This is a genomic window from Mesorhizobium sp. RCAM 05104 (genome assembly GCF_059683645.1).
Map to the genome: position 1 here is coordinate 2,222,622 of NZ_CM185033.1, position 25,334 is coordinate 2,247,955.

Genomic DNA, 25,334 nt, shown 5'->3' on the forward strand with positions numbered 1-25,334 from the left:
CAGGCCGTCAAAATCGATCTGACACTCACAGAGAGCGATAGGAATCGTATTGCGGATGTCCTCGCAGTGCTGGACGAGTTTCCAACCAACCGGAAGACTCAACCGACAACGGAAGCCGGCCTTTAGCTCGAAGAGGGCCACGCTGGTCTCAAAGGGCCGACGGAGATCTACTGGATCGCCCCCGATCGGGCAGCGCAACCCCGACCAGCTGTCGCCCGATCGGGCGCTGGCGTCGCAGCCGGCAGCCCCGTCTTGCGACATTTCTACTTTGCTAGCCAAGCGACATTCGAACTTGGTTGCAACATTGAAGCACAAATAGCGAACATCCAGCTCTGGTTTGTAGGTCTGGTGAGCGGAACCGCAGCCCCCATTTGCTGCGCAGGGACCTGCGTTTGGCTGGAAATCTGCGGCCCAAAGTTGCGGAGCATGATTACTTTCGGTTTGCGCTAGGAGAGACTCAGCCATGGATCGATCGGATTCGCAACATAGCGGTCGATTCGTGTGAGCGTTTCCCTATGATCGCTCGAATAGGCTTGATATCGAGCGATATTCACGCTACATACCGGGCAGGGTACGGAGCCGACAAAGGAGCGTTCCGATGAGTGAATTCGCCAAAACACTCCAGGGTTTTGTGGAGCAAATGCCAGACAGCCGCCAAAAGCTAGAGTTTCTGGAAGCCTTACAGGTGTGCCCGGTTATCAATCTAGAGGTCGTCCCCGAAGAGCGTGCAAATAAGAACATGAACTACCTTCGGAAACGTGCGCTTGAGTCTGGGCAGGCTTATGTGATTGCAAGGGCTGGGCGCGTCGACAATTTGCCTCAGGCAGCGTTCGTCCTATCGTCGGATACCATACTCTCGCTAATTGACTCAGTTCGCGGTGGAACAGAACGCAAAACTGCACGGCGAAGGCCCGCGAGTGCATTGCTCGCACAGCTAAAGCCGCTCGATGCAAGCGTTGTGAAGATGCGTCTTGAGCCTCGGTCTCAAGAGGAGACTGTTGGCGGACGCGGACGTGTATTTTAGTCGTCGCTCATGTCGCGCTATTTGATGAGCTCCCAGTGCGTCTTTGACGTGATCAAGAGGCGTAACCTCAATGCTGAACTTTGGTTAGAAGCCGCAGACTCGCGCGGCATCTATGCAGACGATATCTGCATCAGTGCAGTGACGCCTATGACCATCAGATGGCAACTTGAACAAGCGCTCACGGCGGCACGGGCAAAGCCCGAAGCCGCCGTGCATCCCGTGCCGGCGATCAGAGACTTCATCGACCAGGCAAACAGGCTTTTCGAAGATTTCGCGCGCGATGACCGGATCATTGCGATGGACCATCGGATCGCCGCACGCTGGGGCGATCTGCTTGATATGAGGATCACATATCGAGACCCCGACGGACGGCAATTCGAAGTGCCTAGCGCGACAAAGGTTGAGATCGCAACAGCGTTGGTTGGGAGGGGAGATTTCCCATTTGTTTACGTGGACTACCATCAGGATGGGCACGCAGACATCCCGGGGCTTACCGTAGAAAACCCTGAAGACTTCGTTCGCAAGTGAAATGGCGCAGTCCGCTCCCAATAGGTTTCAGATCTTGGCACTGAGCGGTGGAGGCTATCGAGGGCTCTTCGGCGCCGAATTTCTTGCCGCATGCGAGTCAAAGTTCAACGTTCGGTGCAACAACCGCTTTGACATCATTTCTGGAACCTCTATTGGCGCGCTCCTTGCTGCGGGCCTTTCGGCATCCGTTCCAGCGACGACATTAGCGGCGACAATCAAAGATTACGGACCGTTGATCTTCGCTCGCGGCATCACCACCAGCGTCAAACAGCTCGTGGTCGCGGCACCCTATAGCCCGGCTCCAATCCTTGAAGCCATTCGCAAGACGCTCGGTAAGCCCGTTGCCGCAACTCTGCTCAGCGACTACGACGCGCCACTCATTATAACGGCCGTCAACTACTCAACAGGCGAAACGAGCGTCTTTCGTTCCAAAGGCATTGCGGGCAAAGCGGCCAGCGCCGTGAGCATCGAAGATGCGATACTCGCAAGCGCTGCGGCACCAACCTTTTTCCCGACGAAGAAAATTGGGCCAAGCGAGTACATCGATGGTGGGCTTGTAGCGAACGCGCCAGACATGATCGCCCTCCTCGACGCGGTGAACTTCTCTCACGCGCGGATGGAGGAGATCTACCAGCTTTCGATCGGCACCGCGTCCCGTCGGCAAGGTTCCGCCGTGCATGAGAAATCCCGAGCCCCCGGATCTTTTTCATGGATAGCGCGCCGTGGGCTTATCCAAACGATCATGGCAGCCCAAGAACATTTGGTGCTGTCTCAGATGAGCAGCCTCCTTCGAAATCGATTTCTACGCATTGACGAAGAACCTGCGCAGAACCAGGTCGAAGCCATCAAATCATTGGATCTTGCATCTCCGGAAGCAACACAAACGCTTCAGCTGTTGGCGGGCAAAGCGTGGGAAGTACACAAGGCTGCGCGGCCGCTGAGGGATTTCTTCGTCCGTTAGGAGATCTCGTCGAGAAGACGTATGCGAGCGTTTCGCTCCCAGGTCTCGTAGGGCGTCGTCGGGCTCCAGAACATGTACCAAGCGTCCTGAAGCAGGCCTGAGATTTTTGGCGGATTCTGGACGTTGAAACCGACAATTCCGCACTCTCGAAACGCGGCGACGGCAGCGGATGCTAGGCCCGACAAAGCTTCGGGTGGATAGCAGAGGTCGAAGAGCGCCGTTTTCTCTGAATTCCGGTCGTTTGTGAGTTCTTGCCAAGCCCGGCCAACCGCCTCGGCATCCCGCTCACAATCAGTTTGCCGCAAAACCGCAAGGATCACGGACATCCGTGCATCGTCAGCAGGATGCGACGCGGGACGGGTGGCGGGAACGTGGAAAATGCCCTCACTTCTTCGAAAGCAGAGATGATAGTTGGTCCATCCAAACGCTGGTCCCGCGCAAAATGCGCCGAAGGCGTCACAGAGAAACTCTTCACACCAAGTTTCAATCCAGCATCTGCGCCAAAGGGCATAACGAAACGTCATGTCAGGTCCGCCACGTCGCCTTTCTCCGCGGACCGAGGCCCTGTCCAACGCGACACCCCGCTCGTTCATAACCTTTCGAAAGGCCCTAGACAGTGGATCAAGCCTAGGATTTGTAACGCCTTGGGGAGCGACCAAAGGATGACAGAGCTCATGATAGAGGTCCGGTAGGTGCAGAAAGTAGCGACCTTCGAGCAAAGGCACCCTCAAGAGATTGAATGATGGAGAAATCTCAAAATAGTCCTGCGATGTGTGGCTCACTGTTGGCGTGACGAGTGGGTAGTGAATTTCCCGACAGATGGCCGTCAGCAGTCGATTCAGATCTGCATCATCAGAGGATGTGTTCTTCAAAGCGAAAACGCCAAGGCGTTCGACATCGAAAATGCGCTTGGCCATTGCCTGATATGTGCGCGATATCGCGTCTATGTTCGGTGGCGAAGCCTCAAGACTTTTGAGCGCCTGAGCCAGAAGGATAAGCGCGTCATTCAGCTCGCCCACGCACTTGCTCTGAAGTGCTCTGAGTTCGAGCCCTCCTCCAGAGTGCGAAATCTCGATGAGGTCCCGCGCGCGCTTAATGGCGTGACCGATAGCCCCCCGCAAATACGCGGCGGCGATCACCAAGAGCCGGTCCGCGTAGAGAGAGCGGCCCGCTCATGGCTCACACGTTTAGCAATATCGGCGAGCGCGTGCAGCGCATCGTTCGGAATTGGGCGGCTTGCAACGACAATCGTCGCGAGGTGCCCGAGATCCGAGCGGGAGTTCCCTTGAGCGTCTCGAAGCAGACTATCGAGCAGCAGACCCTCATGACTGGCATTGCCACCCCTTGCCGTTGCAGCCGCCCGAAGCATTTCGGCCAGTTTTTCTGTTTTCTCAGCAACAACCGCGTCGCCTGACATCAGGATTTCATCGATCAGAAGATGAAAGGATGCAGCAAGGGATTCTGCACCACTGATCAGCGACAAAGTACTCATGCCGTTTCCAATTCAACGTTATCGCCTTCGTAGAGCATGTCATCCTCATCGTGTTCTGCGCCTTCATCTTTGAGGAAGGTGTCGCAAAGCTTCAGCGATATCGGCAAGCGGGAGCAGCTCTCCGGCCGAGTCCAAGTTAGGCAGGAAAGACGAAAAATATCATGCAGCGCGTGTTCCATCGAAAGCGTTCCCGCCGCACGAGTGACGTGCAATGGTCGAGCCGTCCCGCCGGGTAGAAGCGGCCAACCTGTTGTGCAGACGTAGCCTTCGTTTTCGGAAAGGGCCATCCATTCTCCCATGTCGGGATTGAGGATGTTTGGCATCTGACCATGCGCGTTCTGAACCTTGAAAAATCGCAGCGGCGCAGGGGAAGTCTTGCCGAGTTCGAAGACGTTCAGTTCAAAATCTTCAGCGATATGACCTTCATCGGCGAGTGTCTGACAGCCCGCTCGCAGACCAGCGATTTCGCTAGGGAAGACACGCCCGTCACGATGCACAACGATCTTCTTGGTCAACGTGGACAGATACTGCGCCTCGCTGCGCAGCATTTCGGTAAGCAGGTTTTCAACGATACCAGCCGACAGCTTCTCGTGCTTGTTGGATGTTTTTAGCCTGTGGCGAATAATGCGGCCCCCATCGGCTATGAGAACAATGCCCGCCGTCTGATGCTTGACGTCGATACCGATCACCACGTCCGCCTCGAGCCCTTTCTCGAGAACGAAGGGCCACTTCCCGTTCGGAATCAAAACTTTATTGAGCGCCGCACCTGTCAGATACCCCGAGAACCGACCCCCAAGGTCTGATTTGCGAACGTACTTTGCGTCCGTCCCGCTACCCACCCGGTGATAAGCCATGTCCGGCGTCGTTACGTGAAACACGGCAGCATTTATGCCATGGTCGCTCCGAAGCTTGTTCATCAGCAGCGCGGGGAGCTTATCCTGCATCCGCGCCTGTCCATTGTTGGCATGGAGCATGATAGCGCAGTCACCGGGCTCCAGTTCACCTGTCTGCGCGAGCTTAAGGATTGCTTTGGCCTGGTTGGCGGAGTTAACCGGCGCACTGAGATCGTTGTATGGCACAACCTTGGGTCGGTAACCTCCGGTTGGATGCAGTCTACCCACTTCGTCCTGGAAGTCCTTCACGAAGGTCGGTCCCCACGCGTTCATCACACTCTGAGGAATCACGAGTGCCTGCGGTTCGAGGGGGAGGCTTCGTAGAAGCCGGCACCTTTCTGTTCCAGAAGCCTGCGGCGGCTCTTTGCGTAGTCACGTACATCGACCCGGCTGCCATTGCGCTGGGTACCGTAGAGTCTGCGCCCGCCGCCAAAAAGAACGTCAGGCAAGTCGAAGGGACGCGTCGTAAGCTCTGCTGCGTTATCAGCAACTGTGATACGAGCATTGCCGAGTACGACATTGTCAAGAAAGCGTCTCTTAAATTGAAATGCCTTGGCCCGACGTGCACCCGGTGGCTGGATGGTCTGCCGCTGAAGGTGTGCTCCTCGCCTCGAATGCGTGTCGAGAATAGGAAAGCAGAGTTCCGCGGGAGCGGCTTTCACCTGCGCAGTTTCGGACCCGCGATAGTGCACGACTGCGCCATCGCCCTTGAGATTTATCAGGCTTTTGGGGATCGGTCGTTGGGCGTTCTTATGGAGATATTCTTTAAGGGAAATAGGCTTTCCGTCCTCAAAGGTGATGGGATCGCTGACCGATAGTCCAGCACCACTGATTCTGTATTTCGAACCATTGGTCACCCATGCGATAAAGGCAGGATGAGCCTTTCATGCGACGGATGGTGTTTTGGTCGGCATCGGCGCCGATGGATCGCGCAGAGATCAGTTTTGTCTTCGCTTCGAGTAGGACGCCGAAACCACCGCGCGGGTAAGGGACGACCCGCACGGAGACACCCTCGAAGATGTCTACACCGTCCCGAGAAGATGCGGGATCACGGTGATAGAAGGCGTCACCCGCCCTGGGTCGCCACAACTCATTGCTTCTGTAGAGTGGAGTTTGAACGATAAAATTCAGGAACCGAAGCCGGATCGGGTCAAGCTCATCGCCATCCACCGAGCAATCGACTTCGAGCGTTTCGCCAACCGCTTTCAGCGACGCGACCCATCGAACAAGGTTGTGATGTAACGCGATGTTGTTAGCTACCTCCTCGGGCACGGCCAGATTCATGACATCGCCACGTTGCAGGAGGGCAAACGGCCGCTGGTATTGCCGCGTGAGCGTCCGCTGCAAACGCGTCACGCCAGCGAAGTAGGGAGATCCGGAAACATCGGTCCCCAAGATTTCAAAGAGCCTGTAGCGAGCGGTGACGGTCTCAAGCCCGCCGAGCCGGTAGAGGTTCGTTTCAAGCATGGCGGGCAGTTTCCCAACAGATCATTCGGAATGCGCACGTGGTACAGGTTTCTGGATTCGTCGCGACATCGAATTCGTCGATGTCGAAGTCTTCATATTTTCTGCCGCCAAGCGCCTCAGACATGGCGAAGGCGGTGTTCATCATGAAAAGCTCAGCGTCCTCGAGATCAGCCTCAGTTAAGATATGTTCTCGTACATCTCCAAGAAGGAGTTGGACCTCCTTCAGGACGATCTCGTGTGGGGGTGCCTGCCACGGATCCGGAAAGCCTCGGTTGGGATTCTCCATGCGACTGAGCGCAATGGCATAGCTTGCAAGCTGATCCCTGGCGTCGTTTGCGCCATCCGCATGCACCTTCCAATCAATGATTTGGATGGGTGCGCTTCCGGTATAAACAATCAGATCGGGGAAGGCGCTACCGTCAAGATTGCCAAGGATGTTGAAGTGAAGTCGAGGCTGCGCATGGAAACTCCAGCCAGCGACCACGTTGGCTCGGAACTCATCAAAGTGATAGAGATTTGTGAGCGCCGTAACGATGTCGTCCCAGGCTGCGTCGTAATCATCCACGGTGATTTCACGACCATAAGCGTGTTCAAACAGTAGAAGAAACGCATCACCATGATGCGACTTGACCAATGTGAGGTCTTCTTCTCGGTGTGTTTCCGCGAACTGACGTTGCTTGTCGAACAACTGTTTTCCATGTTCTTTGGCTTGGCGCAAAGTCAACCGCTCGTCGAAGTCCAAGTCCGGGACGATGCGTTCGGAGATAACCGTGTCCACGATCTGGCCCCTCCAAGCCGAAAGAGTCGAAAGGCTCTTCAAGCGCCGTGCGCGCAACCGAGCTTCATCTTTCACACGCCCAGTCGGCGCCATTACGTTAGCGTAGAACCACTTGCGCTGGCACTGACGGAAAACTCGAGCCGATGAGTATGACCACCTCATGAGCGGCCTCGTTCGCGCTTTCGAATCAAACTGAGGAAGTCGAAGAGCGCCTCTTCTTCGTCCGGCGAAATGTTACCGAGTCGGGCGGCCAAGTCCAGTGACCGCGCAGACGGATCGTCCACAGCGTGGCCGGGTACCGGGTACCCGGCCAAGGCCATGAGGCGCTCGTATGCAACACCGTACCGAAGCGCTAGGGTATGAAGCACCGTCGGTGAAGGTGTTCTGATCTTTCCCGTCTCCAACTGGCTGAGATAGGCGTTTGACACATTGGTTTCCGCCTCGACGGTGCGGAGGCTGAGCCCAAGAACCTTCCTAGCCTTCGCTAGATAAGCGCCAAGATCGTTCTTATCCTTTTCCATGATCGCTAATTATCGCAAGCATGCTAAGTTTGTCAAGCACCCATTCGACACGTTGAGTTCGACCTGCGCAGATAATTACTCCGGCTCCATCGATGGACGACTCTGCGCTGGCGAAGCGCTCAGCCCAGCGCCAATTGCTTTGGCGTGTCTCGGTCAGCCATTTACTCTTTGAGTAAGAATACGAAGAGACCGGGGGATGGCCGGAAAACATGGCTTTGGACTCTTTGTATTTCCTCTATTAGCAGCGAGGATAGACGAAGGTTGCACGGCGAGTCGGATATCGGGCTCCAGATGGTGGACTACCGCAAGGAGGCTGGGGGGTGACGACAAGAAAGGAATTGCTTCAGCGGGTGGTGGAGCAAATTGGGGATTATCGCCCGGGCGAGATTCCGCCGATGAGCGAGGCCCACGTCGATAAGTGGGTTCGACAATTTCCCGAAGGGACACAAGAGCCGATCCTTGGTGAACTCGGACATGTGTTTAACAAGACATATTTCACCCGCAAGAAGGTAGTAAGTTTTCTTTCGGCGGTTGCCGGCAACAAGACGCTTACCGGCGACGATCCCAAACAATTCTGGAAATCCACTAAGATTTTACAGATCCAGACGGCGGGAAATAGCCAGAAGGATATGTTGTCGATATTTGACAACGCACTGCAGAACACTTGTGGCTTAAGGATTGCCGACTGCGGCAGCGACGCGCCAGATACCTTCCTCTACATCGATGATGTTTTGTTTTCTGGTGGGCGGATCAAGCACGATATCGTCAAATGGATCAGGGAGGCTGCCCCGCAGAAAGCGAAGCTCGCCATAGCGACGATTGCCTATCACTCGCTTGGCCAATGGCGAACAGGCAAAGACATCGCCGACGCGGCCAAGGAAGCGGGTAAAACCATCAACGTGACATGGTGGCGCGTATTCCAGGTCGAGGATCGGAAGGCCTATATGACCAACACCGACGTCCTGCGGCCTACAGTCATCCCCGCCGATCCCGCAACGCTAGCTTACGTGCAAGGCTTAAATCTGGAACCGGTTCTTCGAACGCCCGGGCAGGTCGGAGGTTTGGGGTTTTTCTCTTCTGAGAACGGTCGGGCGCTTCTCGAACAGCAATTTCTAGTGTCCGGCGTTGGAGTGCGCGCCATGTCGCCCTACCTGAACGTCTATATGCGCCCTTTGGGAAATAGCATGATGGGAACGACGGGATTCGGGTCAATGATAGTTACCTATCGCAATTGCCCTAACAACGCCCCTCTGGTGTTATGGGCGGGCAATCCATGGTATCCCTTGTTCCCGAGGAAGACGAACTAGCTCATGGCCCAAGCCGAATTTCGAAGCTATCAACGCGATCAAGTCGTCAGCTTCCGCAAGACGACTGAGGATTTCGGCGGCTTGTCGAACATGGCGCCGGGATTTCCGATCACAATGCTGGGTGAGCTAATACGGACATCCGAAGCCCTCTATCAAGCGTGTCGCTTCCCACATATGCCCGACGTCCAGCGGATGGTCATCGACGAAACCAGTCCGATGACAGCCAAGATGAAATCCAAGCCATATCGTAAGGATTCCCGGCCGGATTGGGAGGATGTTCGCGTTTCGGTGATGCGCTGGTGCCTTCGGGTGAAGCTGGCGCAGAACTGGGAGACCTTCTCAGCGCTTCTGCTGGCAACTGGCGACCGGCCTATAGTTGAGGACTCGCGCAAAGACGACTACTGGGGCGCAAAGGCAGCGGAAGACGATTATCTAGCGGGCCGCAATGTCTTGGGCAGACTTTTGATGGAGCTACGCGAGGTCGTGCGCAGTGATCCAGATCGGGTCGCTGAGGTGCTACCGCTAGACATCCCGCATTTCGTGCTCCTAGGCCGGCAAATTCCGACCTTAAAGCGTAAGCTAAGCATGGTGCCCAGTCGACCGGATCGATCAGATAGGCTCAAGGTGACTCAACCTGCGGCTGAAAAATCAGGCAAAAAGACGAAGCAGGGCGTGTTGCTTTAATAACCGGACATATGTCGCTGGCAATTTCGCACAAGGGATCACGTCCGTCCGGAAAGCTCGCGCGACACGACGATCAACCTTGGGCAGGAAATGTGCGATAGACGGTAGCTCCCCGTTGTTCGACACGAAGCTGGAAGTCGTTTCTCACCGAACGTGAACCACGGCGGTTGTTAGCTGCGCGAGTCCGGGCAAGCTCAAAGCCCGCGGCGTCCAGCCACCGAATATACCCGTCGTAGAGGACCGGTATGACCTCGTAAGTCCGCCGCCGCCCATCAGTCCCGGTCAACTCGGCGACATCGGTTTGCTGAGCTGCTCCGGCGGTATCGGCGCGAGGGAGACTTGCTTGCCAACTCAGGAAGAGTTGAGGGTCTATAAGATCTTCGGGCTCTATGTCCACGTACTCCTCATTCAGCCAGTCCTCGAATTCCTGGCGACGCGCGGCTGCAGTCTCGCGCGTCTGAGCGAGGTTCTGGGAAAGAGCAAAGGCCACAAAAGGATCGTGGGTGCCCCACCTAAGCAGTTCGCGTGCCCAGAAACCGAACCAGGGAAGACCGGTCGTGGCCTTCCAGTCCGCCAGGGAAGGCACTGCGTAAGGATCGGCGGCACCGGCCGACCATGCCTGAGCGACCACCGCCCCAATGGCAACGCCAAGCCTGAATTCGAGATTGTCGGCGACAAAGCGTTGCCACGCGCGCAGATCGTCGGGTTCGGGCTTACGCGCGTCTGGTTCGTTCATCCACCAGCTCAGCACCTCAGCCCAGCGACGCAGAAGGTCGCGGTCCGTTTCCGTCTGCCTGACACGAAATCCGAAACCTTGGTCGCCCGAGAGAAGCCCTCCGATCTCTTCGAAAATGTCGATGCGGGCCTCGGCATCGTCCCCACCGTAATTCGTGGCGTTTTCGATGACCGCTCGGATACGCGGGGCAATCGCTTCAAACCGCCGTCCGATGTAGGGCGTAAACCCGTACTGGTAGAGGCGCCGTCTTTCCTGAGCGTCAGGATAAATAGTCTCCACGATCGCCCGCCCCCTAGCGATGAATGCTTGTCTCAACCAAGCTTCCTGAATGGCCGCCACCGATGTGAACGTACGCTGCCATAGATCGACGAGGTGCGCTTCTGCTTCGGCACCTGATACCGCGGCTTCCTCAGCACGAGCCAGTTCTTCGATCGCGGTCAGGAGAACGCCATCCAGCTCGTCAAGTGAGTCTGCCAATCGCGACTCGGCATCCGTTGCGCCCTCACCTGCCTCGTCACTGATTGCCGCAGGAAGAGCCTCTTCTAACCAGGCGACAAACGCGCCGGGATTGACGCCGAGCACCCGAAAGGCACGTTCGCGAATGGCTGACAGAAGCAATGCAAGTGGACTCTCGACGTTGCCGGCGTCGCTTTCTTCGATGAGCAGTGACACGCGCAGACGCTCGTAGTCCCGCTGCAACTCCCGAAACTGGGTTCGCTGGGTCGGTATTGTGCCCGCCGCAGTCGACGAAACCTGCGTTGGCAAGGCGACGATTGTCATGCCTTCGATACCCTTCGAAGCGCCAGGCCTCCCCGCGCGTCCGGCGAGATTACGGAACTCGGCCGTCGAGAGTGGTGAAACCACCTGGGTTTGCGTTGCGTGATCCCATGAACGGCGTTTGAGCGATGTGAGGAAAATCAGATCAAACGGCAGGTTGACACCTTCGGTAAGCGTCGCCGTCGCGACCGTGATCGGGCAGATCCGGCGATCTATCATCTCGGTCATCAGCCTGCGCAAGCGCTGCGGCATCTGGCCGTGGCTGGTTGCGATACCGTAGTCGAGAAGAAAGAGCTCGAAAGAATCGGCGCCGCAATAGTCCAGGCATGCGGCGCGAGCCTCGTCGAACCGAATGCGATCCGTGCCGACGGGCTGTTCAAACGCGGGGATGTTCGCCCAACTGTCGAGTTCAAGCGCCTCCTTGAACCATCGCATTGTCTGTTCCGGTTCCTGCGCTATCGAGATCAGGATGCGCTGACCTTCCTCGACAAGATGGAGAACCGTCCAAAGCACGCTAAGGCTGTTGAAGCGATTGAGGCTGTTGCGCATTGCTGCAGGAAGTTGGGGCATCGGCTGCATCCGCAGCGGCAGGTAGACGGGCTGATCCTGACCCCGGATGTAGAGAGGTCGGCCGTTCATGATGTCGAGCAAAATGCGTCCGGTCGAGTTCGGCGCAGTCTCTAGGACGCCGATCACCTGCCGTGTGCTGCGGTATCTGACCCCCACCGGTTCGGCATTTGGTCTTCCCTCGACCCACCGCGCAACGGGCATCGCCGCACCTCCCGCGACGGCCGTCAAAGCGATCCGCACGCCATTCGGGCGCTGCACCATGACGCGAGAGACGAGGCTCTCGAGCCTGAGCGATCGGTTGCTATGCTCCGCAAAACTGACCCGTGTGTTTTCCCCGCCTTCCGGGACGACCTGATGGGCTTCGTCCAAGATGAGCAATCGCAGCCGAGCAGTGAGTATCGGACCAAGGTAGCGCATGAGCGCCTCGGCTTTTTCGACCGTAGCAATCAAGACCGTCGGCCGGTCACCGGTAAGCCAGTAATCGGTGATACCCCAGTCTGCACCACCATAGAGGCCTGTGATCGTCATGTCGTTGCCGAGCTCGGATCTCAGCTTGGCTTCGACCTCGCCGGCGAGCGCCCGCGACGGCACCAGATAGATGGCCAGCGGGGCCAGCTCATTGTCGGGATGGAGAAGCAACTCCTTTACAAGTGCCATGTTCGCCACCAGCGTTTTGCCGGAACCGGTTGGTGTACACAACGCAAACGAGGAGTCCCGCAAAAGCCGTTCAAGGCCTTGCAGCTGTGATGTCCAGAGGATTCCGCGACCCCGTCGAAATTGGTCGCGCGCGTAGGCCTCGAGCCGAGCTCTGCGATCTGGGTCCATCGCAGCAAGCTCAAGGAGCGGACGATAGATACTCGCTGCCCGATAACCCTGCGCGACAAGCTGCATGAGGGAAATGAGTAGCGAAGCATCGTCGCTGAACGTGCGGATTGCCATCTCATCCAGGGCGATGAGTTTCGCCAACGCCACCTCGAGCCGTTCATCGCGACCACGACGCAGGCTGTCGGCGATGAGGCCAAGGCTGCGGACAAGCTCGACTGTGAAGTACCAGACGACGCGATTGTCGTCGCCTAACAACTCGTCTTCCTCGGGGTTCGGCATCCCCATCCGAAACGCGGCGTCTCGCCTAGTCAGTTCAGGGTTGGCTGCCCAGAATGCCGCAGCCCGTCGGATGACGTCGTCGAAGTCCGCCCTGAGGAACGCCGCATAGAGCGCGACACCGTCGTTTTCTGTCTCGACCTGTCCGAGCAGACCTGAGGCCATGGCCGGCAATCCACCGAGTTGGTAGGCTGCGGCTGCGAGGAGCTCGATCGGCACGATACCACGGACCGGATCACTCGCACGCGTGAGCCATTCAAGAATTTCCCCCGCCCTTCGGTAACAATCGATTGCGCGCCTCGAGGTTGTCCCTTCGATCTGCCGAAAGATTTGCCCGGCATGAAGAAGTCGTCGTGCATCGGCGAGTTGCAGAGCCGTCTCCTGTTCTCCCCATTGGATCGTGGGAACGTCCCAGGTCGTTTGAAGACACCGGACGAAGGATCGGGCCTGTTGGCGAGATAGCTCGTTCTCGATGGCGATCTGACGACGTACAGCGTCAGCAATCTCCAGACGATCTGCGTCGAGCTCCGGCACTATCGCGCCTCCTGCCAAAGGGTCGAGTAAAGCCTGTCAATCAAGTCAGCGCCATCTGTCAGAATGAGCTCGACAACCTGAAGGTCGTGAGGCGAAGTGTATTCTTCGGGAGTCGTCTCCCACCCGATCAGCACATCGTTTGCCTCGCGGTTGCGCGCACCATTCCCAGCGATGAGGATAAGATTGGTGCGTGACAATGGCACAGCGTCGAGTAGCACTGCCTGGTCAATCGACAGGATCGTTGCCTGGAACCCATCCGGATCACGCAGCTCCAGGAGACGTTGGAGCTGGCGCAGTCCATGGGGAATGGGCGTATCTCGATTGACTTCGAACCAGACCCCGCGACCTGACCGAATTCGCTCGTCGGTTTCCTCGTCCTCTTCCCATGGACCATGCATCAGCGTGGCAACCGCGGATTCTGTCAGTCGTCCGCGCCATTTCGCTTCGCCAGCGATGAACCGAACGACCTCGCCCTCCTCGTTCAGGGACAGCCCTATGAAGTCGGACCCAAACCGTCCGAAGATCTCCCGCTCCCGTCCCGGATCGCGCGCGAGACTCCAAAGATAGGCCTCAACGTCTGCATGATAGCGGAACAAGAAAATGGGAATGCGCCATTGGTGTCCCCCAACGAAATTCCGCTGGAACGCTTCTGTGATCATCCCGGCCATGACTTCGCCGAATAGACCGCGTCTCGCGGTCGGGGGAGGCAACTTGGATAGCACGTATGTGCGCCCGGAGCGCCGGCGTCGGGATGGAGGTCGATCGCAATCTGGCGATGGAAATATTCCCGCGCGTCGAGATGGGCGGATTCGAAATAAGGCCGCATTGCCGCTACCAGGTCGTCGTCTGTCGCAGCCCGTTGCTCGAGCAACAGATGGCCGTAGGTACCGCGGACCGTACCATTATCAGAAAGCCATCTCCTGATCGCCTCCATCGGCGGTCTACATGTGTGCATTTCTTCCCCACCCAGGCAGCAGCTACTCGTTACTCCGTCTCGAACGTTCCGTGCCTAGACTGGAAACAAGGTGCGCACACGCGCAAACGGATTTCGGTATTCCGAAGCATATCTCGCCTTTGCGGCAATAATCTCCGGTACCGAAAGCCGGCGTTGTAAGGCATCGAATATGTCCATGCCGTCGGCAAGGATGATGCGGCGCGCCGTAAAGGCCTCGAGCGCGCCGTCGGTAAACCCCTCGAAACTCACGAACAGGCCTCTGGTCCCTTCGAGCCGCTCACTCAGTTTTCCCTGAAAGGCGTGCAGCTTCTCCGCGTCAGTCTTCGTACGGTGCCACTTCGCCTCGAGCAGATATGTGGTGCCGCCGTGTTGGAACGAACCGTCGATCTGCTCCCCGGTGAGACGGAACCCTCCCCTTGCATCCATGCGCCAGACGTTGAACAAAGCGGTGAGGAGCCGCTCGAAATGATAGCCTCGAGCCTGGGGGGCATCCGACATGGCGTGCAGCCCCAGGAGGTCGCGTTCAAGACGATCAAGCTCGGCGTGGTCGGAGTCGTTGCGGTCGGACGATGGATGCGGCCAGGGTGAGGCACCTTCGAGGTCGAAGGATGGTAATGGCGCTCCGCCCAGCCGCTCGACAATGGCGCTGAGGCGCGCGCGCGCTTTGGTGACGGTATCCGGGGCACCGCGACCGATGCGTGCGGTTTCGCGATACTCCCAAAGCGAAGTAAGCGCCCTCACGATCGCGCGCGACTGACCGACGGTGAGGAAGACACGCAGGCGCTTCCCCTTGCTGCCAGAACCTTGAGCATAGGCGTCGTCATAGATGTCGACGCCGACCTCGCGGCGGAAGAAATCGTCGAACGTCGCATTGGTGAAATCGAGGACATAGCCGGAGCCCATTCCGAACAGCTCGTCCACCACCTTCAATTCAACGGGCCTGAGCTGATCCATTTCGTTCACTCCGAGCTTGCTTCGTCCAATAGTGCTTCCTCACCATAGCCGACAGCACTTTCGCTCTCACCATCGGCCAATGCGGCCGGAATGTCGCCTGCCAACAGCTTTTCTTTCGACAACAGCCCGGCGTCTTCCAGGGCCTCAAAATCCGGCAGGTCGCGCAGCGTGTCGAGACCGAACTCCAACAGGAATTCTTTTGTCGTGACATAGGTATAGGGCGCGCCGGGCGTCGGGCTGCGCGGACCGGACGCAATCAGTTTCGCGCCGCGCAGATGACCGATGAGATCGCGGCTGATCTCCTTGCCGAAGAAGGAAGAAAGCGCGGCGCGGGTGATCGGCTGGAAGTACGCCACACACATCAGCACCAACACTTCAGATTGTGTCAGATCCACGGTTCGCTCGTTGCCGCCGACCGCGGCACGGATGGCGTCGGCATAGGCAGGCCGGGTCAGATGCTTCCAGCCGCCGGCGACGGCGACCAGATCATAGGGACGGCCGCGCAGTTCTTCGCGGATATCGTCGATCAAAAGATCGATGCTGCAACTCTTGCCGACGATCCGAGCGAGCCTTTCACGGCCAACGGGCTCACTGGCAGCGAAAATGGTTGCCTCAACCCGATGCATCCACTCACGCCACCTTGCCTCCGGCGGCAGATGATCCAGCTCCCGATCAAACAGGCGGTCAGGTGCTAGACGGTCGCCTGACCGGCTCTCCCCTCGCCTGCGCGCAGCCTCCGCCATGATCCTCACAGCCCGTAGATGCGAAAGGTCGGACGACCGGACAGTTCACGCACAGCGTCGAGTTCGACCAGCCGGTCGAACAAGCGGCGCAATCCGCGGTCGCTCATGCCGGCAATCTTTTCGGATGCGACGATTGCGTCGTCGGACAGCAGCTTTTCGACAACAGCATCCGCCGCTTTGGCCCTAAGTTTCGGCGCAACCGCAAGCAGCCGGTCGGCGCGGCGCTCGAGTTCAGCGGAAAGATCAATCGCGCGCAGCGCAGCGCGTGCCTGCGCGGCAAGCAGACTTTTGGCACGCTCAGGATTTGTCTCGATGCTTGTCGCCACAGAGCTGGCTGCCAATCGAAGCGGGCGGGCACTTGTGCCCAAGGCCGCACCGGCGCCCAGCAGCGGCACCGCGTGTGCCCAACCCAGCCGTTGCGCCAGCAGGACGTCGGCGAGCCATGCGCCGACGGCGCGCGGGAAGCCGTGGCGTTCGGCGGCCATGAATGTTCCGGTCAGCGTTGCGACCATGCCAGCGCCGGCCGCGAGTTGCCGGAGATCGTCCGTCAGATCGCTGACCGCCTCATCATCCGGGGCGTAGCCGAACTCTTCCAACACCGCAGCGAGGTTTTTCTCCGTCAGCAATTCGTCCCCTGGCCGGGCTGCCAGCCGGCGCCAGGCGAGCAGCAAAAGCCCGGCGGGACCGACGGACAATAAATCGCCCGGTCGTGTGAGCAGCACGGCGTCGCACAGCGCCGCTTCATCCTCGACGCGACCAGCCTGCTTTGCCGTGACAGCGGCGGCCGAAAGCGCCAGCCGCTGCCGCCAGGCACCGGCCCACCGTTTCTGCCGGCGGACCACCGCGTCAAGCGCGCCGATGGCGGCGCCTGCTGAAATGGCAATGTCCTCAAGGTTTTGTGCTGCAAGGCTTTGCGCATCCGGGATGGCGCGGCGCAGCCAAGCCGGCACCGTTGCCGTCGGCGCGATCGACGGGGCGCCGGCAAGCGTGGCGTAGTGGCGCGGAGAGGATTTGGGACGCAGAATCATCGAAGCACGATGAATCATGACGGCGCTTTGCGCAAGCCGCAATGGACAAAACCGCCGCGCGTGTCGGTGACATAAAACGATCGATAATGTTGCATTATCAGTTGTTTAACTCTGCTCCTTCCACTTGAAATAAGTTAGCCGGCTAACGTCGATCTTCGGGACACCCGGACGACGGTTCGGTGCAGCCACTCACGTCCCCCGTCTTCTCGTCGCGACTATCGCGGTACGGAGCTGGTCACGGCGACCTGCTCCGAGACACCTTTCGAAGAGGCCGAGCCCGGATCACCAACTCTAAATCCCGCGTGATTGCCTATTCTATGAACCCTCCGTCAAGATTGCAGCGGCCAGAAGCTGCCCCAGCCAAATCATCACAGCGCCCACTCAATCGAACCTGAAATCATACCGGTCGGCGGACTTGCGCGGGGTGGGTCAATTTTGCGCGCGGCCAGTGGAGCAGCGCATGAAAGAGCAACATGAATAGGCGTGGCGCCAATATTTTCGCATTGCTCTAATCGATATAGTTGTGAAGAGCGATTTCAGCCCGTTTACTTGCCGTTCAAGTCACGCATAAAAGAAGGTAGCACCGATTCGGTAGCTTATCCCCTGTCTTTCGCGTACTCGCGGCCCGTGGCGCCGGTGGACGATTGAAGATCGCCGGTCTCACTAGCAGGTGGGCACAAGGGCCTGGGGCCGGTTGGCAAGCCACAGGAGTAGGACGATGTCGAAGGATTCTGGTAAGGGCGATAATCACGGGGGCGGGCCAGGCAAGATCGAGATTACAGTGGTGGTGAACGGCCAGCCCACGCAGGTCGAAGCCAATCCCAACCAGCCGCTGCACGTCGTTCGTACCAAAGCCCTTGAAAACACGCAGAACGTCGCCCAACCGGCCGAGAATTGGGAATTCAAAGATGAGGCTGGCAACTTGCTCGACGTCGACAAGAAAGTTGGCGATTTCGGTTTTGCGAATCCCGTGACCTTGTACCTCAGCCTGAAGGCAGGCGTCGCAGGTGCCTGAACCCCAAACTGTCGATCCTGTGGTCTCCCGAGCGAAATTCGATCGGGAGATCGGCTGGTTCCTTGGACAAGCGGGTGTTTATCGGGCGCAGGGATGCTTCCTGATCGAGGCAGTCTTCCCAAGCGCCTTCTTCATCTTTGCGCCGCCGAAGTTAAAGCCACAGGTAATCGGTGCAGCTGTCGAGATCGACTTTTCCAATTACGATCTCCGACCTCCGTCGGTGGTCTTCGTCGACCCATTTAGGCGCCAGCCGATTGCCCGCAAGGATCTACAGCTTAAGATGCTGAGACGGTCGTCGCTACCCGGACCCCCAACGGAGATTGTACCGGTCTTGCCGCAGAACACCGTGCAACTGACGGACTTCATCCAGGCCAATAGTATGGAACACGCGCCCTTCCTGTGCATGGCAGGCGTGCGGGAATACCACGACAATCCAGCCCATTCAGGTGATTCATGGCTTCTCCACCGGGGTTCTGGAGAAGGCTGTTTGGCCTTCATCCTGTACCAAATAATCAAATACGGACTCACTCCAGTAGAGCAGCTTCAGCTCCAAATTTCAGTGGTGGGGCTGGCAGCACCCCTGCCAGCCATCCCGGAATGACCGCTCTGGAGGCCGTCAGAACAGTTGACCTCCCCCGAGACTGTGTGTCCGCTGTACAGGCGCATCTGCGCTCGGTTGGACAGCAGGGCTATGAAGGCATGGCGCTCTGGGTCGGCGTTCAGCAAGAACAGCACTTTGCCGTAACAGAAACTGTTATCCCGGCGCAACGTCACATCCGGACGAGCGACGGCGTATGCGTGATGGTTCCTGCCGAAGAATTGCACCGGCTCAATGTTTGGCTCTACAGACGTGGCCTGACGCTCCTGGCGCAGATCCATAGCCATCCGGGCCGGGCCTACCATTCGACGACCGATGACGCCTACGCGATAGCAACCACGGTGGGGTGCCTGTCGCTGGTGGTGCCGAATTTCGCGCGCGAGCCTTTCGATCTTGCTCGCGTCGCTGTCTATCGACTTGACGCGAAGGCGAACTGGAATGAGGTCGCGTCCGCAGCCCTGATGCGAATGATCACGATAACGAGCTGACGATGACCCTTGCTAATTTCATCGACCGCGCTGCTACGGCAGCATCTCAGGTCCTGACCGACTTTCATCTGGGTGACTTCAAGGCAGCTCTCGAAAAGCAGGTCGTGGCCATCGCTTTCGACAATCAGGCGGCCTCGTGCGCCGAAGGCCAGGCGACGCTGGATCTTGCGGTGAGGTTGCTCGCCAGACTCTATCCGGTTCTGGCAATACTCCCCTTGGACAGCGCAGCGAGTTCTCAAGCCCAAGCGCTAGAGCGCCTGGCAAAGTCGATCAATCCAAGAATCGGCATCCGGCGTTCCGGCAAGTTCGCGACGGTCGGCATCGTTGCAGGGGCGACGCGCCCATCACTTCGGTGCCCAACCTTGTTCATTGGATCGGACGGCTGGGCAGCAAAGCTCTCGCATACGGACCCTGTGGGCTCTGGCTCGAGTTTGCTGCCGTATGGAGCTGGCGCCGCCAGTTGCTTCGCTGCCGCCAACGTCTTTCGAACGATCTTCGCCGCCCAGCTGACCGGCGCCAAGTTGGACGAAAACATCGACCTCTCCTTATACAGCTATAACAAGACCAAAGCAGGCGACGCAGGCCCGGCCGAGTTTAGTGTCGACTTTGGTGAAATGCACTTCGTTGGGCTGGGCGCGATAGGCCATGGCTCGCTTTGGACCCTGGCGAAGCAACACGGCCTTTCGGGTCGGCTGCATGTAGTCGATCACGAAACGATCGAGCTCTCAAACCTGCAGCGCTACGTATTGGCTGGCCAGGCAGAGGTCGGCATGTCCAAGGCGGTCCTTGCAACCACCGCCCTTCGATCGACCGCACTCGAGGTCGAGGCGCATCCGCTGAAGTGGGCAGAATATGTTGCGCGCCGCGGCGACTGGGTCTTCGACCGAGTGGGTGTGGCGCTTGACACCGCCGCCGACCGTCTGGCGGTCCAAGGTGCTCTGCCCCGATGGATCGCGAATGCCTGGACTCAGGAGCACGACCTCGGCATCTCGCGGCACGGGTTCGATGACGGCCAAGCTTGCCTTTGTTGCATGTACATGCCGTCCGGCAAATCCAAGGACGAGCACCAGCTGATTGCCGAGGAACTCGGACTACCGGATGCACACGAGCAGGTGAAAACGCTGCTGCAGACCAATGCCGGAGTTCCTGACGACTTTGTAGCTCGAGTGGCTACAGCGATGGCGGTCCCCTTTGAGCCGCTCGCCCCGTTTGTTGGCCAGCCCCTGCGCTCCTTTTATCAGCAGGCTATCTGCGGCGGTTTGGTGTTCCAGCTCAGTGATGGAAGTCGCCGCGTTCGAACCGTGGTTCCAATGGCCTTTCAGTCAGCGCTTGCCGGGATTATGCTTGCCGCGGAGCTGGTCAAACATAGTGCGGGTTTTCCCCTGAGCCCGACGACGAGCACTCGGGTGAATCTTCTGCGCCCCCTCAGCTCCCACTTGCACGATCCGAAGGCCAAAGATTCCAGCGGCCGCTGCATCTGTAGCGACGGCGATTTCATTGCCGCTTACAGGCGCAAATACGGCAAGAGTGTTGAACAGCTAAGCGGTGTCTCCGCCGCCTAAGCAGACGCGGATATCTCCGATCCCAGGGCCGCGGCTTGTGCTCGTGATGAGGGCGCCACTATGACACGCTTGGCCCGCTCCTCTGCCGACCTATCGTCCATGAAATCCCCTCCCCGCTCACGATCCCGGATACCTCCTTGCCGATGTGCCGCTCGAGCACCGGCCGCCATGGCACCAGTGTGAACTCGCGCGACTTTTCAACGACGGCATATTTTCCGCTGGCAAGCTCGACGGAGCGACTGAGCCTACCCTCTACTCGTTCTCCAGGTCGGGCTTCGACATAAGACAGTCCAAGCCCCTCCGACAGCTGCCCGGCAACACGGTTCAGTTCGCGCTGGCGCAACATCGAAAGCTTGTTGGCGCGGTAAACGATCTGATCCTGCTCTTCATGCGCGAGGCCTTGCGCCATCAGCCACTGCCGCCGACGGGCTTGCGCCTCCTGGACTTCACGCCCGAACCCAGAGTCGCGGAACGCCGCCGGTCTCTCCGCAACCAGCTCCCGGTCGATCCAGGTGGCGCCTTCAAAGCGGACCTGTCGCTCCAGCGGCATTGACGAGAGCTTGTCAACGACGACAGGCTCGGCCCTGGCCCGCTGGCGTTCATATTCCGATGTGCGCTTGAGATGGTCAGGCGCGACGAGCCAGGTGCCGTTCGGCTCGCGCTCGACGCCACCGGTCGCGCGGCGGATGGCTTCCAGCCGGCGAACATGGGTTTCGGCAAAACTTTCGGTGGCAGATGGGTCGTGCTTCAGATGAATGTCGATGCTGTAGCGACCGCCATGCGCGGCGGCGATGTCGGCAACGATGCGATCGACCTGTCTGGGCTCGGTGCTCCTCGGCGCGACACGCACGATGCAGCCGTCGGGCACCGGTTCTACCGCCTCGCCTCTGCCGATGTCGATCCAATGGCTCTTCCCGTCCACGCCGTCGACGATCAGGTACTGCCGGTCATTGATCTCGTCAGCGAGCCCACGTGCGACGACGCGGCCAATGACAGGCTGGGCGAGCTGTCCTGATCGATCGTGGATCACCCAGTCGGCGGCACTGCGGGCGAGACCCTTGCCGGTCAGCTCGCGATGCATGGTCTTGATGATGTCACCGCGTTCGCCGACACGACGCAGTGTGGCTTCGAGGTCATGGTCGAGGCGCCATCGGCTTGCGCCGACCTCCGCGGCCAGACCCATGCGCTCGAGCTTGCGCAGGCGGCCCTGGTGCAGCGTTTGGCGAAAGGCGTCGCGACCGTCCGGCGAGACAAGTCCGTCATCATCGCGCATGCTGAGCAGCCGCCGGTCGATGCTGGTGAAGCGCTCCTGCTCCATTTCCCGGCGCAGACGCTGTTCAATCTCGCGGTCGGTGCGTGGACCGAGATCGAGGCTGACCAGCTCGGCGGCACGCTCGCGGATGCCACTCGAAATATACTCGCGCGCGATGATGAGATTCTCGCCGCGATCGTCCTTGCCTCGCACAATGATATGCGTGTGTGGATGGCCGGTGTTGAAATGGTCGACCGCGACCCAGTCGAGCTTGGTGCCGAGGTCTTCTTGCATCTGCGCCATCAGGCGTCGAGTCAGCGGCTTAAGGTCGTTATACTCGATGCCGTCCTCGGGTGCGACGATGAAGCGGAACTGATGGCGATCGCCGTCCGCGCGATCGGTGAACGCCTTGCCGTCGACGTGGTCGCTGTCGGCGCCGTAGAGCTCGCCAGCTTGACCTTCGCGTGTGACGCCGTCGCGCTGCAAATAGCGCAGATGCGCTCGCGCCCCGACCGCGCCCTTGCCGGCGAGCTTGACGATCCTGGCCTTGACGACGACTCGACGCTGGCGAAAGGCGGCATATCGGTCGCGGGATCTGAGCAGCACGGCGGCCGCCCCGCCGCGCCCTGCCCGGCTCCCCGTGAAGCGACCGCCGCGCTGGGTCCGGCCGCCGGCCCTGTTGATCGCCGCACGGAGCTGGCCGGCATAGCGTTTGCCGGACTTGGAGCCGCGGGCGCCTATTTTCCCGAGCTTCGGTCGGAACTCGTCGTCCTGCATGCCTGGCCTCCGGCCGTAGCAGAGTCAAAATCGGTCACTCGCAGGGACCTAGCCTCCTGGAGCCCCTGGTAGCCTCTTGGGAAAACGATGTGCAGACAAACACTTGCCCGCCTCGTGGAGGCGGTGCCTCTATCTTGCCTTACGCGCCTCCCCTCCAGGACGCGCCTGACCCGCACATTGCAGCGATCCGGCTTCGTTAACCGCGCGCCATCTTTTCCGAGCGGCACGAAGAGATCGTCGTTGCTTTCGCCGGCGCGAACACCATCATGAAGGAAGAAGAGCGAGCGTCCGGAGTGCGCGTTTCTTCCCTTTGGAGTCGCGGATTCGCCCCTGAATTCGTTCATGTCGGCGGCCGAAATCCCCGTCGCCTTGAGCTGTTCCAGATAGGCGATGGTCTCCTTCGGCAGCGGCTTGCCACGCTTCAAATGGTCTTCGTAACGCTCGGGTCCTGCGTTGTAGGCGGCAAACAGGCCTGGGAATCCGAAGCGGTCATACATGGCGCGCAGATAGGCGGTCCCGGCCAGAATATTGTCGCGCGGATCGTGCGGATCAGGTCCCAGACTGTATTCGGCACGCATGTTCTCATAGGTGCCAGGCATCACCTGCATGAGGCCCATCGCCCCCGCGCGTGAGGTGATGGGGTGCCCATCGAGCATGGTCTTGCCGCTGCTTTCGGCATCCACGACGGCGTGAATCCAGGCTTGGGGAATGCGGAAGCGTCTGCTTGCTTCCGCTGTGAACGCCTGCCATCGTCCAAGCTGCGGATCACGGGAGATGACGAGCGGCTCAGCGCCGGTCGAGGCGGAACAGGCGCATGGCGCAATAGCGATCATGCCGAGCATCAGGAGGGTCAATCGGTCCATAGCGGCACGAGCCTCCCGATGATATTTGCGGCCGGCACCGGCCCGAAGTAGCGGCTGTCGAAGGAGCGATTTGCCTCGCTGCCAAGCAGGAACACCTCGTCATCAGAGAGATTTCGGCACCCGCTCCACCATGGCAGTGGGCGGCTCTGGCTGTCGGTTGTCAGCCGGCGCGCGACGATCTCACCGGCGATGATGATGGCGTCATTGAAGGCACAGACATGCTCGCCAGGGAGCGCGGCAAGGCCCTTCACCAGCGGCACATTGCGAGGCAGGTAGCCGCGTTCGGCGGCGAGATCGGCGACCGATTTTGGCAGGCGGACGAGCACGAGGTCGCCACGCGCGGGTGATCCAGCCGCGACACGATAAAGGCCGACCGGCGCGCTGGCCGAGGCGTTCCAGACCAGCCAAGGGGTTGGTCTGACGAAGGCGGCGAAGCAGATCAGGCCGAGGCCAATCGTGGCAACCGCGATCGTTTTGCGCGCTCGAAGGCGCCGCAGACGGCTGCCGATCAAACGGATGGAAGGGCGCCGGCTCATGGGCGCCCCCCTCGCCGGCGGAACCGGAAGTGACCTCGCCATCCTCGGGAGCAGAGTCCTGCGGCTGTCCCTTCGACCAGTCGTCGAGCTCGTCGATGTGGTAGCGGACATAGCGGCCGTGCTTGCGGAATTTCGGGCCGCCGCCTTTGAGCCGCATCTTCTCCAGCGTGCGCTGGGACAGGCCGATATAGAAGGCGGCTTGCGCGGTATTGAGAAACGGGCTGCCCTTCTTGGCGCAGGCCGCGCGTTCGTTTTCGTCGTCCATGATGATCCTCGTTTCGCTCTCGGAAAGGCGCAGGCGAGGATCGGCCAGCAAGGTCGTCGTGGGGACGGGCGAAGAGTCGGGGGAGAGTTTTCGCCGCCCCTTCGGGCGGACCTGCTTGGAAATGGAGGAACCCCGCGCCGGTTGCGGCGCGAGGCCCGAGGTCAACAGTTCAGTCGACGGGGTTCCAGATGATGGCGTAGGTGTCGTCATCGTCCTGGCCGGCGGCGCGGCCGAGATTGGCGTAGAGCTTGCGCGGACCGAACTCGGGGGCTGCGATCGACAGGCTCACATAGCCCTTGCCGGAGGTCTCGCCGGTGCGAATCCAGCCCGCACCCACTTCGACCCCTTGAGTCAGCACCCGGAAGTCGGGATGGTTTTCCGCGCTCTTGGCCTGATTGGGCACGATGTCGATGTCGGCGCGGACGCTGAGCGTCTTGAGCTGGCCCTTGTAGCCGCCGTTTTCCTGCTTCGTGACATAACCGATCGCGGTCATTTGAAAGTCTCCTTTTGCTGTCGCCGGGGACCATTCCCCTGCGATGGCGGACCGTGATGGGCGCGTCCGAGCGCCCGAACCCGACAGGGCCGCAGCGGCAGCGGAGGACCCGAGCGGGCAGCTTTTTTGAAGCGAAGCGGCGCGAGGAAGCCGCCGCAGGCGGCGGGGAAAAAGCTGGCCGCGAGGGTTTCGGGCGGTCGGACCCGTCCATAGGTCGACAAGCCAGCCGCGGGGAAATGGTCCTTGACGAGAGCATGGAGACAGGCCGCGCGATCGGGCGAGCACGACAAGCAGGCGGCAATGCAGGTGCCGGGTCCGCCGACGCACTGAGACCTGCCCAAGCGACAGATATGTCCATGTGCTGGGCGCCTCGGTAACCATCCCCGGCCGTGATGCACGGCTGCCGCATAGCCTCGGTCGGGGCGGGATTTC

Annotated in this window: 25 protein-coding genes and 1 pseudogene; 9 read left to right on the forward strand and 17 right to left on the reverse strand. The window is 59.5% G+C overall.

Annotated features, from left to right (window positions below; all coding sequences use genetic code 11):
• Nucleotides 1-598: 598 nt before the first annotated feature.
• Genes AC56QP_RS11055 through AC56QP_RS11065 form a run of 3 tightly spaced genes read left to right on the forward strand, consistent with a single transcriptional unit; the run spans nt 599 to nt 2,513 of the window.
• Entirely contained in the window at nt 599-1,024 is a 426-nt protein-coding gene (locus tag AC56QP_RS11055; RefSeq protein WP_489859688.1) for a hypothetical protein, read from the forward strand.
• Between the two features lie 9 nt (nt 1,025-1,033).
• The gene (locus AC56QP_RS11060; RefSeq protein ID WP_489859687.1) at nt 1,034-1,552 is read left to right on the forward strand and encodes a PIN domain-containing protein; all 519 of its coding nucleotides are present in this window, start codon (nt 1,034-1,036) and stop codon (nt 1,550-1,552) included.
• Nucleotides 1,553-1,586: 34 nt separating this feature from the next.
• Entirely contained in the window at nt 1,587-2,513 is a 927-nt protein-coding gene (locus AC56QP_RS11065; RefSeq protein WP_489859686.1) for a CBASS cGAMP-activated phospholipase, read from the forward strand.
• Here the strand turns inward: AC56QP_RS11065 and AC56QP_RS11070 are convergent.
• The 7 genes from AC56QP_RS11070 to AC56QP_RS11100 are packed head-to-tail and all read right to left on the reverse strand — an operon-like array spanning nt 2,510 to nt 7,664.
• Nucleotides 2,510-3,655 (reverse strand): hypothetical protein, encoded by a 1,146-nt coding sequence (locus tag AC56QP_RS11070; RefSeq protein ID WP_489859685.1) that lies wholly within the window; start codon nt 3,653-3,655, stop codon nt 2,510-2,512. The genes AC56QP_RS11065 and AC56QP_RS11070 overlap by 4 nt on opposite strands.
• Nucleotides 3,649-4,005, reverse strand: coding sequence for a hypothetical protein (locus AC56QP_RS11075; RefSeq protein WP_489859684.1), 357 nt, complete (start codon nt 4,003-4,005; stop codon nt 3,649-3,651). The genes AC56QP_RS11070 and AC56QP_RS11075 overlap by 7 nt, the downstream gene beginning before the upstream one ends.
• Nucleotides 4,002-5,147 carry a hypothetical protein gene (locus AC56QP_RS11080; protein ID WP_497100559.1) on the reverse strand — a complete coding sequence of 382 codons (1,146 nt, stop codon included), beginning with the start codon at nt 5,145-5,147 and terminating at the stop codon, nt 4,002-4,004. The genes AC56QP_RS11075 and AC56QP_RS11080 overlap by 4 nt, the downstream gene beginning before the upstream one ends.
• A gap of 38 nt (nt 5,148-5,185) precedes the next feature.
• A complete protein-coding gene (locus AC56QP_RS11085; protein ID WP_497109040.1) occupies nt 5,186-5,755 on the reverse strand; it encodes a hypothetical protein in 570 nt (189 codons plus the stop codon).
• Nucleotides 5,688-6,365: a hypothetical protein gene (locus AC56QP_RS11090; RefSeq protein WP_497109041.1), complete on the reverse strand. Its 678-nt coding sequence runs from the start codon at nt 6,363-6,365 to the stop codon at nt 5,688-5,690. Before AC56QP_RS11090 ends, AC56QP_RS11085 begins: the two co-directional genes overlap by 68 nt.
• Nucleotides 6,358-7,305: a PD-(D/E)XK nuclease family protein gene (locus AC56QP_RS11095; protein WP_489859682.1), complete on the reverse strand. Its 948-nt coding sequence runs from the start codon at nt 7,303-7,305 to the stop codon at nt 6,358-6,360. Before AC56QP_RS11095 ends, AC56QP_RS11090 begins: the two co-directional genes overlap by 8 nt.
• Nucleotides 7,302-7,664 (reverse strand): helix-turn-helix domain-containing protein, encoded by a 363-nt coding sequence (locus AC56QP_RS11100; RefSeq protein ID WP_489859681.1) that lies wholly within the window; start codon nt 7,662-7,664, stop codon nt 7,302-7,304. Before AC56QP_RS11100 ends, AC56QP_RS11095 begins: the two co-directional genes overlap by 4 nt.
• A gap of 320 nt (nt 7,665-7,984) precedes the next feature.
• Here AC56QP_RS11100 and AC56QP_RS11105 point away from each other — a divergent pair, with 320 nt between their 5' ends.
• Nucleotides 7,985-8,971 carry a phosphoribosyltransferase-like anti-phage protein gene (locus tag AC56QP_RS11105; RefSeq protein ID WP_497100557.1) on the forward strand — a complete coding sequence of 329 codons (987 nt, stop codon included), beginning with the start codon at nt 7,985-7,987 and terminating at the stop codon, nt 8,969-8,971.
• Nucleotides 8,972-8,974: 3 nt separating this feature from the next.
• Complete coding sequence (locus AC56QP_RS11110; RefSeq protein WP_489859679.1) at nt 8,975-9,655, forward strand: NADAR family anti-phage protein; 681 nt, start codon at nt 8,975-8,977, stop codon at nt 9,653-9,655.
• Between the two features lie 73 nt (nt 9,656-9,728).
• Here AC56QP_RS11110 and AC56QP_RS11115 read toward each other — a convergent pair whose 3' ends face one another.
• The 5 genes from AC56QP_RS11115 to AC56QP_RS11135 all read right to left on the reverse strand — a co-directional run bounded on the left by AC56QP_RS11115 (nt 9,729) and on the right by AC56QP_RS11135 (nt 17,053).
• The gene (locus AC56QP_RS11115; protein ID WP_489859678.1) at nt 9,729-13,373 is read right to left on the reverse strand and encodes a DEAD/DEAH box helicase; all 3,645 of its coding nucleotides are present in this window, start codon (nt 13,371-13,373) and stop codon (nt 9,729-9,731) included.
• Nucleotides 13,373-14,041, reverse strand: a complete 669-nt coding sequence (locus tag AC56QP_RS11120; protein ID WP_497109042.1) for a hypothetical protein — start codon at nt 14,039-14,041, stop codon at nt 13,373-13,375. Before AC56QP_RS11120 ends, AC56QP_RS11115 begins: the two co-directional genes overlap by 1 nt.
• Nucleotides 14,042-14,382: 341 nt before the next feature.
• Nucleotides 14,383-15,282 (reverse strand): restriction endonuclease, encoded by a 900-nt coding sequence (locus AC56QP_RS11125; protein WP_497104005.1) that lies wholly within the window; start codon nt 15,280-15,282, stop codon nt 14,383-14,385.
• Nucleotides 15,283-15,287: 5 nt separating this feature from the next.
• Nucleotides 15,288-16,025 (reverse strand): SMC-Scp complex subunit ScpB, encoded by a 738-nt coding sequence (gene scpB, locus AC56QP_RS11130; RefSeq protein WP_489859676.1) that lies wholly within the window; start codon nt 16,023-16,025, stop codon nt 15,288-15,290.
• Between the two features lie 5 nt (nt 16,026-16,030).
• Entirely contained in the window at nt 16,031-17,053 is a 1,023-nt protein-coding gene (locus tag AC56QP_RS11135; RefSeq protein WP_489859675.1) for a DUF1403 family protein, read from the reverse strand.
• A 718-nt stretch (nt 17,054-17,771) separates the two neighbouring features.
• Here AC56QP_RS11135 and AC56QP_RS11140 point away from each other — a divergent pair.
• Genes AC56QP_RS11140 through AC56QP_RS11155 form a run of 4 tightly spaced genes read left to right on the forward strand, consistent with a single transcriptional unit; the run spans nt 17,772 to nt 20,716 of the window.
• Entirely contained in the window at nt 17,772-18,068 is a 297-nt protein-coding gene (locus AC56QP_RS11140; RefSeq protein WP_135919096.1) for a DUF2604 domain-containing protein, read from the forward strand.
• Nucleotides 18,061-18,669, forward strand: coding sequence for a putative metal-binding protein (locus AC56QP_RS11145; protein ID WP_489859674.1), 609 nt, complete (start codon nt 18,061-18,063; stop codon nt 18,667-18,669). The genes AC56QP_RS11140 and AC56QP_RS11145 overlap by 8 nt, the downstream gene beginning before the upstream one ends.
• 44 nt (nt 18,670-18,713) lie before the next feature.
• Nucleotides 18,714-19,154 carry a Mov34/MPN/PAD-1 family protein gene (locus tag AC56QP_RS11150; RefSeq protein WP_489859673.1) on the forward strand — a complete coding sequence of 147 codons (441 nt, stop codon included), beginning with the start codon at nt 18,714-18,716 and terminating at the stop codon, nt 19,152-19,154.
• 2 nt (nt 19,155-19,156) lie between these two features.
• Nucleotides 19,157-20,716 carry an E2 ligase fold family C protein gene (locus AC56QP_RS11155; protein ID WP_489859672.1) on the forward strand — a complete coding sequence of 520 codons (1,560 nt, stop codon included), beginning with the start codon at nt 19,157-19,159 and terminating at the stop codon, nt 20,714-20,716.
• A gap of 58 nt (nt 20,717-20,774) precedes the next feature.
• Here the strand turns inward: AC56QP_RS11155 and rlxS are convergent, their stop codons facing one another.
• The 5 genes and pseudogenes from rlxS to AC56QP_RS11180 all read right to left on the reverse strand — a co-directional run bounded on the left by rlxS (nt 20,775) and on the right by AC56QP_RS11180 (nt 24,902).
• On the reverse strand, nt 20,775-22,745 hold the full coding sequence (rlxS, locus tag AC56QP_RS11160; protein ID WP_489859671.1) for a relaxase/mobilization nuclease RlxS: 1,971 nt from the start codon (nt 22,743-22,745) through the stop codon (nt 20,775-20,777).
• Entirely contained in the window at nt 22,706-23,608 is a 903-nt protein-coding gene (locus AC56QP_RS11165) for a lytic transglycosylase domain-containing protein (RefSeq protein WP_497109043.1), read from the reverse strand. Before AC56QP_RS11165 ends, rlxS begins: the two co-directional genes overlap by 40 nt.
• A complete protein-coding gene (locus AC56QP_RS11170; protein ID WP_489859669.1) occupies nt 23,596-24,144 on the reverse strand; it encodes a S26 family signal peptidase in 549 nt (182 codons plus the stop codon). Before AC56QP_RS11170 ends, AC56QP_RS11165 begins: the two co-directional genes overlap by 13 nt.
• Before the next feature lie 136 nt (nt 24,145-24,280).
• A pseudogene (locus tag AC56QP_RS11175) lies at nt 24,281-24,619 on the reverse strand (hypothetical protein); the annotation flags it as partial.
• Nucleotides 24,579-24,902 (reverse strand): DUF736 domain-containing protein, encoded by a 324-nt coding sequence (locus tag AC56QP_RS11180; protein ID WP_111547709.1) that lies wholly within the window; start codon nt 24,900-24,902, stop codon nt 24,579-24,581. The pseudogene AC56QP_RS11175 and the gene AC56QP_RS11180, both read right to left, overlap by 41 nt.
• Between the last annotated feature and the right edge of the window lie 432 nt (nt 24,903-25,334).

Bases quoted from the DNA above. Each gene is read 5' to 3' on its own strand.
- rlxS (WP_489859671.1), bottom strand. From the start codon at position 22,745: ATGCAGGACGACGAGTTCCGACCGAAGCTCGGGAAAATAGGCGCCCGC.
- AC56QP_RS11055 (WP_489859688.1), top strand. From the start codon at position 599: ATGAGTGAATTCGCCAAAACACTCCAGGGTTTTGTGGAGCAAATGCCA.
- AC56QP_RS11060 (WP_489859687.1), top strand. From the start codon at position 1,034: ATGTCGCGCTATTTGATGAGCTCCCAGTGCGTCTTTGACGTGATCAAG.
- scpB (WP_489859676.1), bottom strand. From the start codon at position 16,025: ATGGCGGAGGCTGCGCGCAGGCGAGGGGAGAGCCGGTCAGGCGACCGT.
- AC56QP_RS11110 (WP_489859679.1), top strand. From the start codon at position 8,975: ATGGCCCAAGCCGAATTTCGAAGCTATCAACGCGATCAAGTCGTCAGC.
- AC56QP_RS11170 (WP_489859669.1), bottom strand. From the start codon at position 24,144: ATGAGCCGGCGCCCTTCCATCCGTTTGATCGGCAGCCGTCTGCGGCGC.
- AC56QP_RS11135 (WP_489859675.1), bottom strand. From the start codon at position 17,053: ATGATTCTGCGTCCCAAATCCTCTCCGCGCCACTACGCCACGCTTGCC.
- AC56QP_RS11120 (WP_497109042.1), bottom strand. From the start codon at position 14,041: ATGGCCGGGATGATCACAGAAGCGTTCCAGCGGAATTTCGTTGGGGGA.
- AC56QP_RS11095 (WP_489859682.1), bottom strand. From the start codon at position 7,305: ATGAGGTGGTCATACTCATCGGCTCGAGTTTTCCGTCAGTGCCAGCGC.
- AC56QP_RS11090 (WP_497109041.1), bottom strand. From the start codon at position 6,365: ATGCTTGAAACGAACCTCTACCGGCTCGGCGGGCTTGAGACCGTCACC.
- AC56QP_RS11125 (WP_497104005.1), bottom strand. From the start codon at position 15,282: ATGGATCAGCTCAGGCCCGTTGAATTGAAGGTGGTGGACGAGCTGTTC.
- AC56QP_RS11155 (WP_489859672.1), top strand. From the start codon at position 19,157: ATGACCCTTGCTAATTTCATCGACCGCGCTGCTACGGCAGCATCTCAG.
- AC56QP_RS11180 (WP_111547709.1), bottom strand. From the start codon at position 24,902: ATGACCGCGATCGGTTATGTCACGAAGCAGGAAAACGGCGGCTACAAG.
- AC56QP_RS11075 (WP_489859684.1), bottom strand. From the start codon at position 4,005: ATGAGTACTTTGTCGCTGATCAGTGGTGCAGAATCCCTTGCTGCATCC.
- AC56QP_RS11165 (WP_497109043.1), bottom strand. From the start codon at position 23,608: ATGGACCGATTGACCCTCCTGATGCTCGGCATGATCGCTATTGCGCCA.
- AC56QP_RS11100 (WP_489859681.1), bottom strand. From the start codon at position 7,664: ATGGAAAAGGATAAGAACGATCTTGGCGCTTATCTAGCGAAGGCTAGG.
- AC56QP_RS11140 (WP_135919096.1), top strand. From the start codon at position 17,772: ATGTCGAAGGATTCTGGTAAGGGCGATAATCACGGGGGCGGGCCAGGC.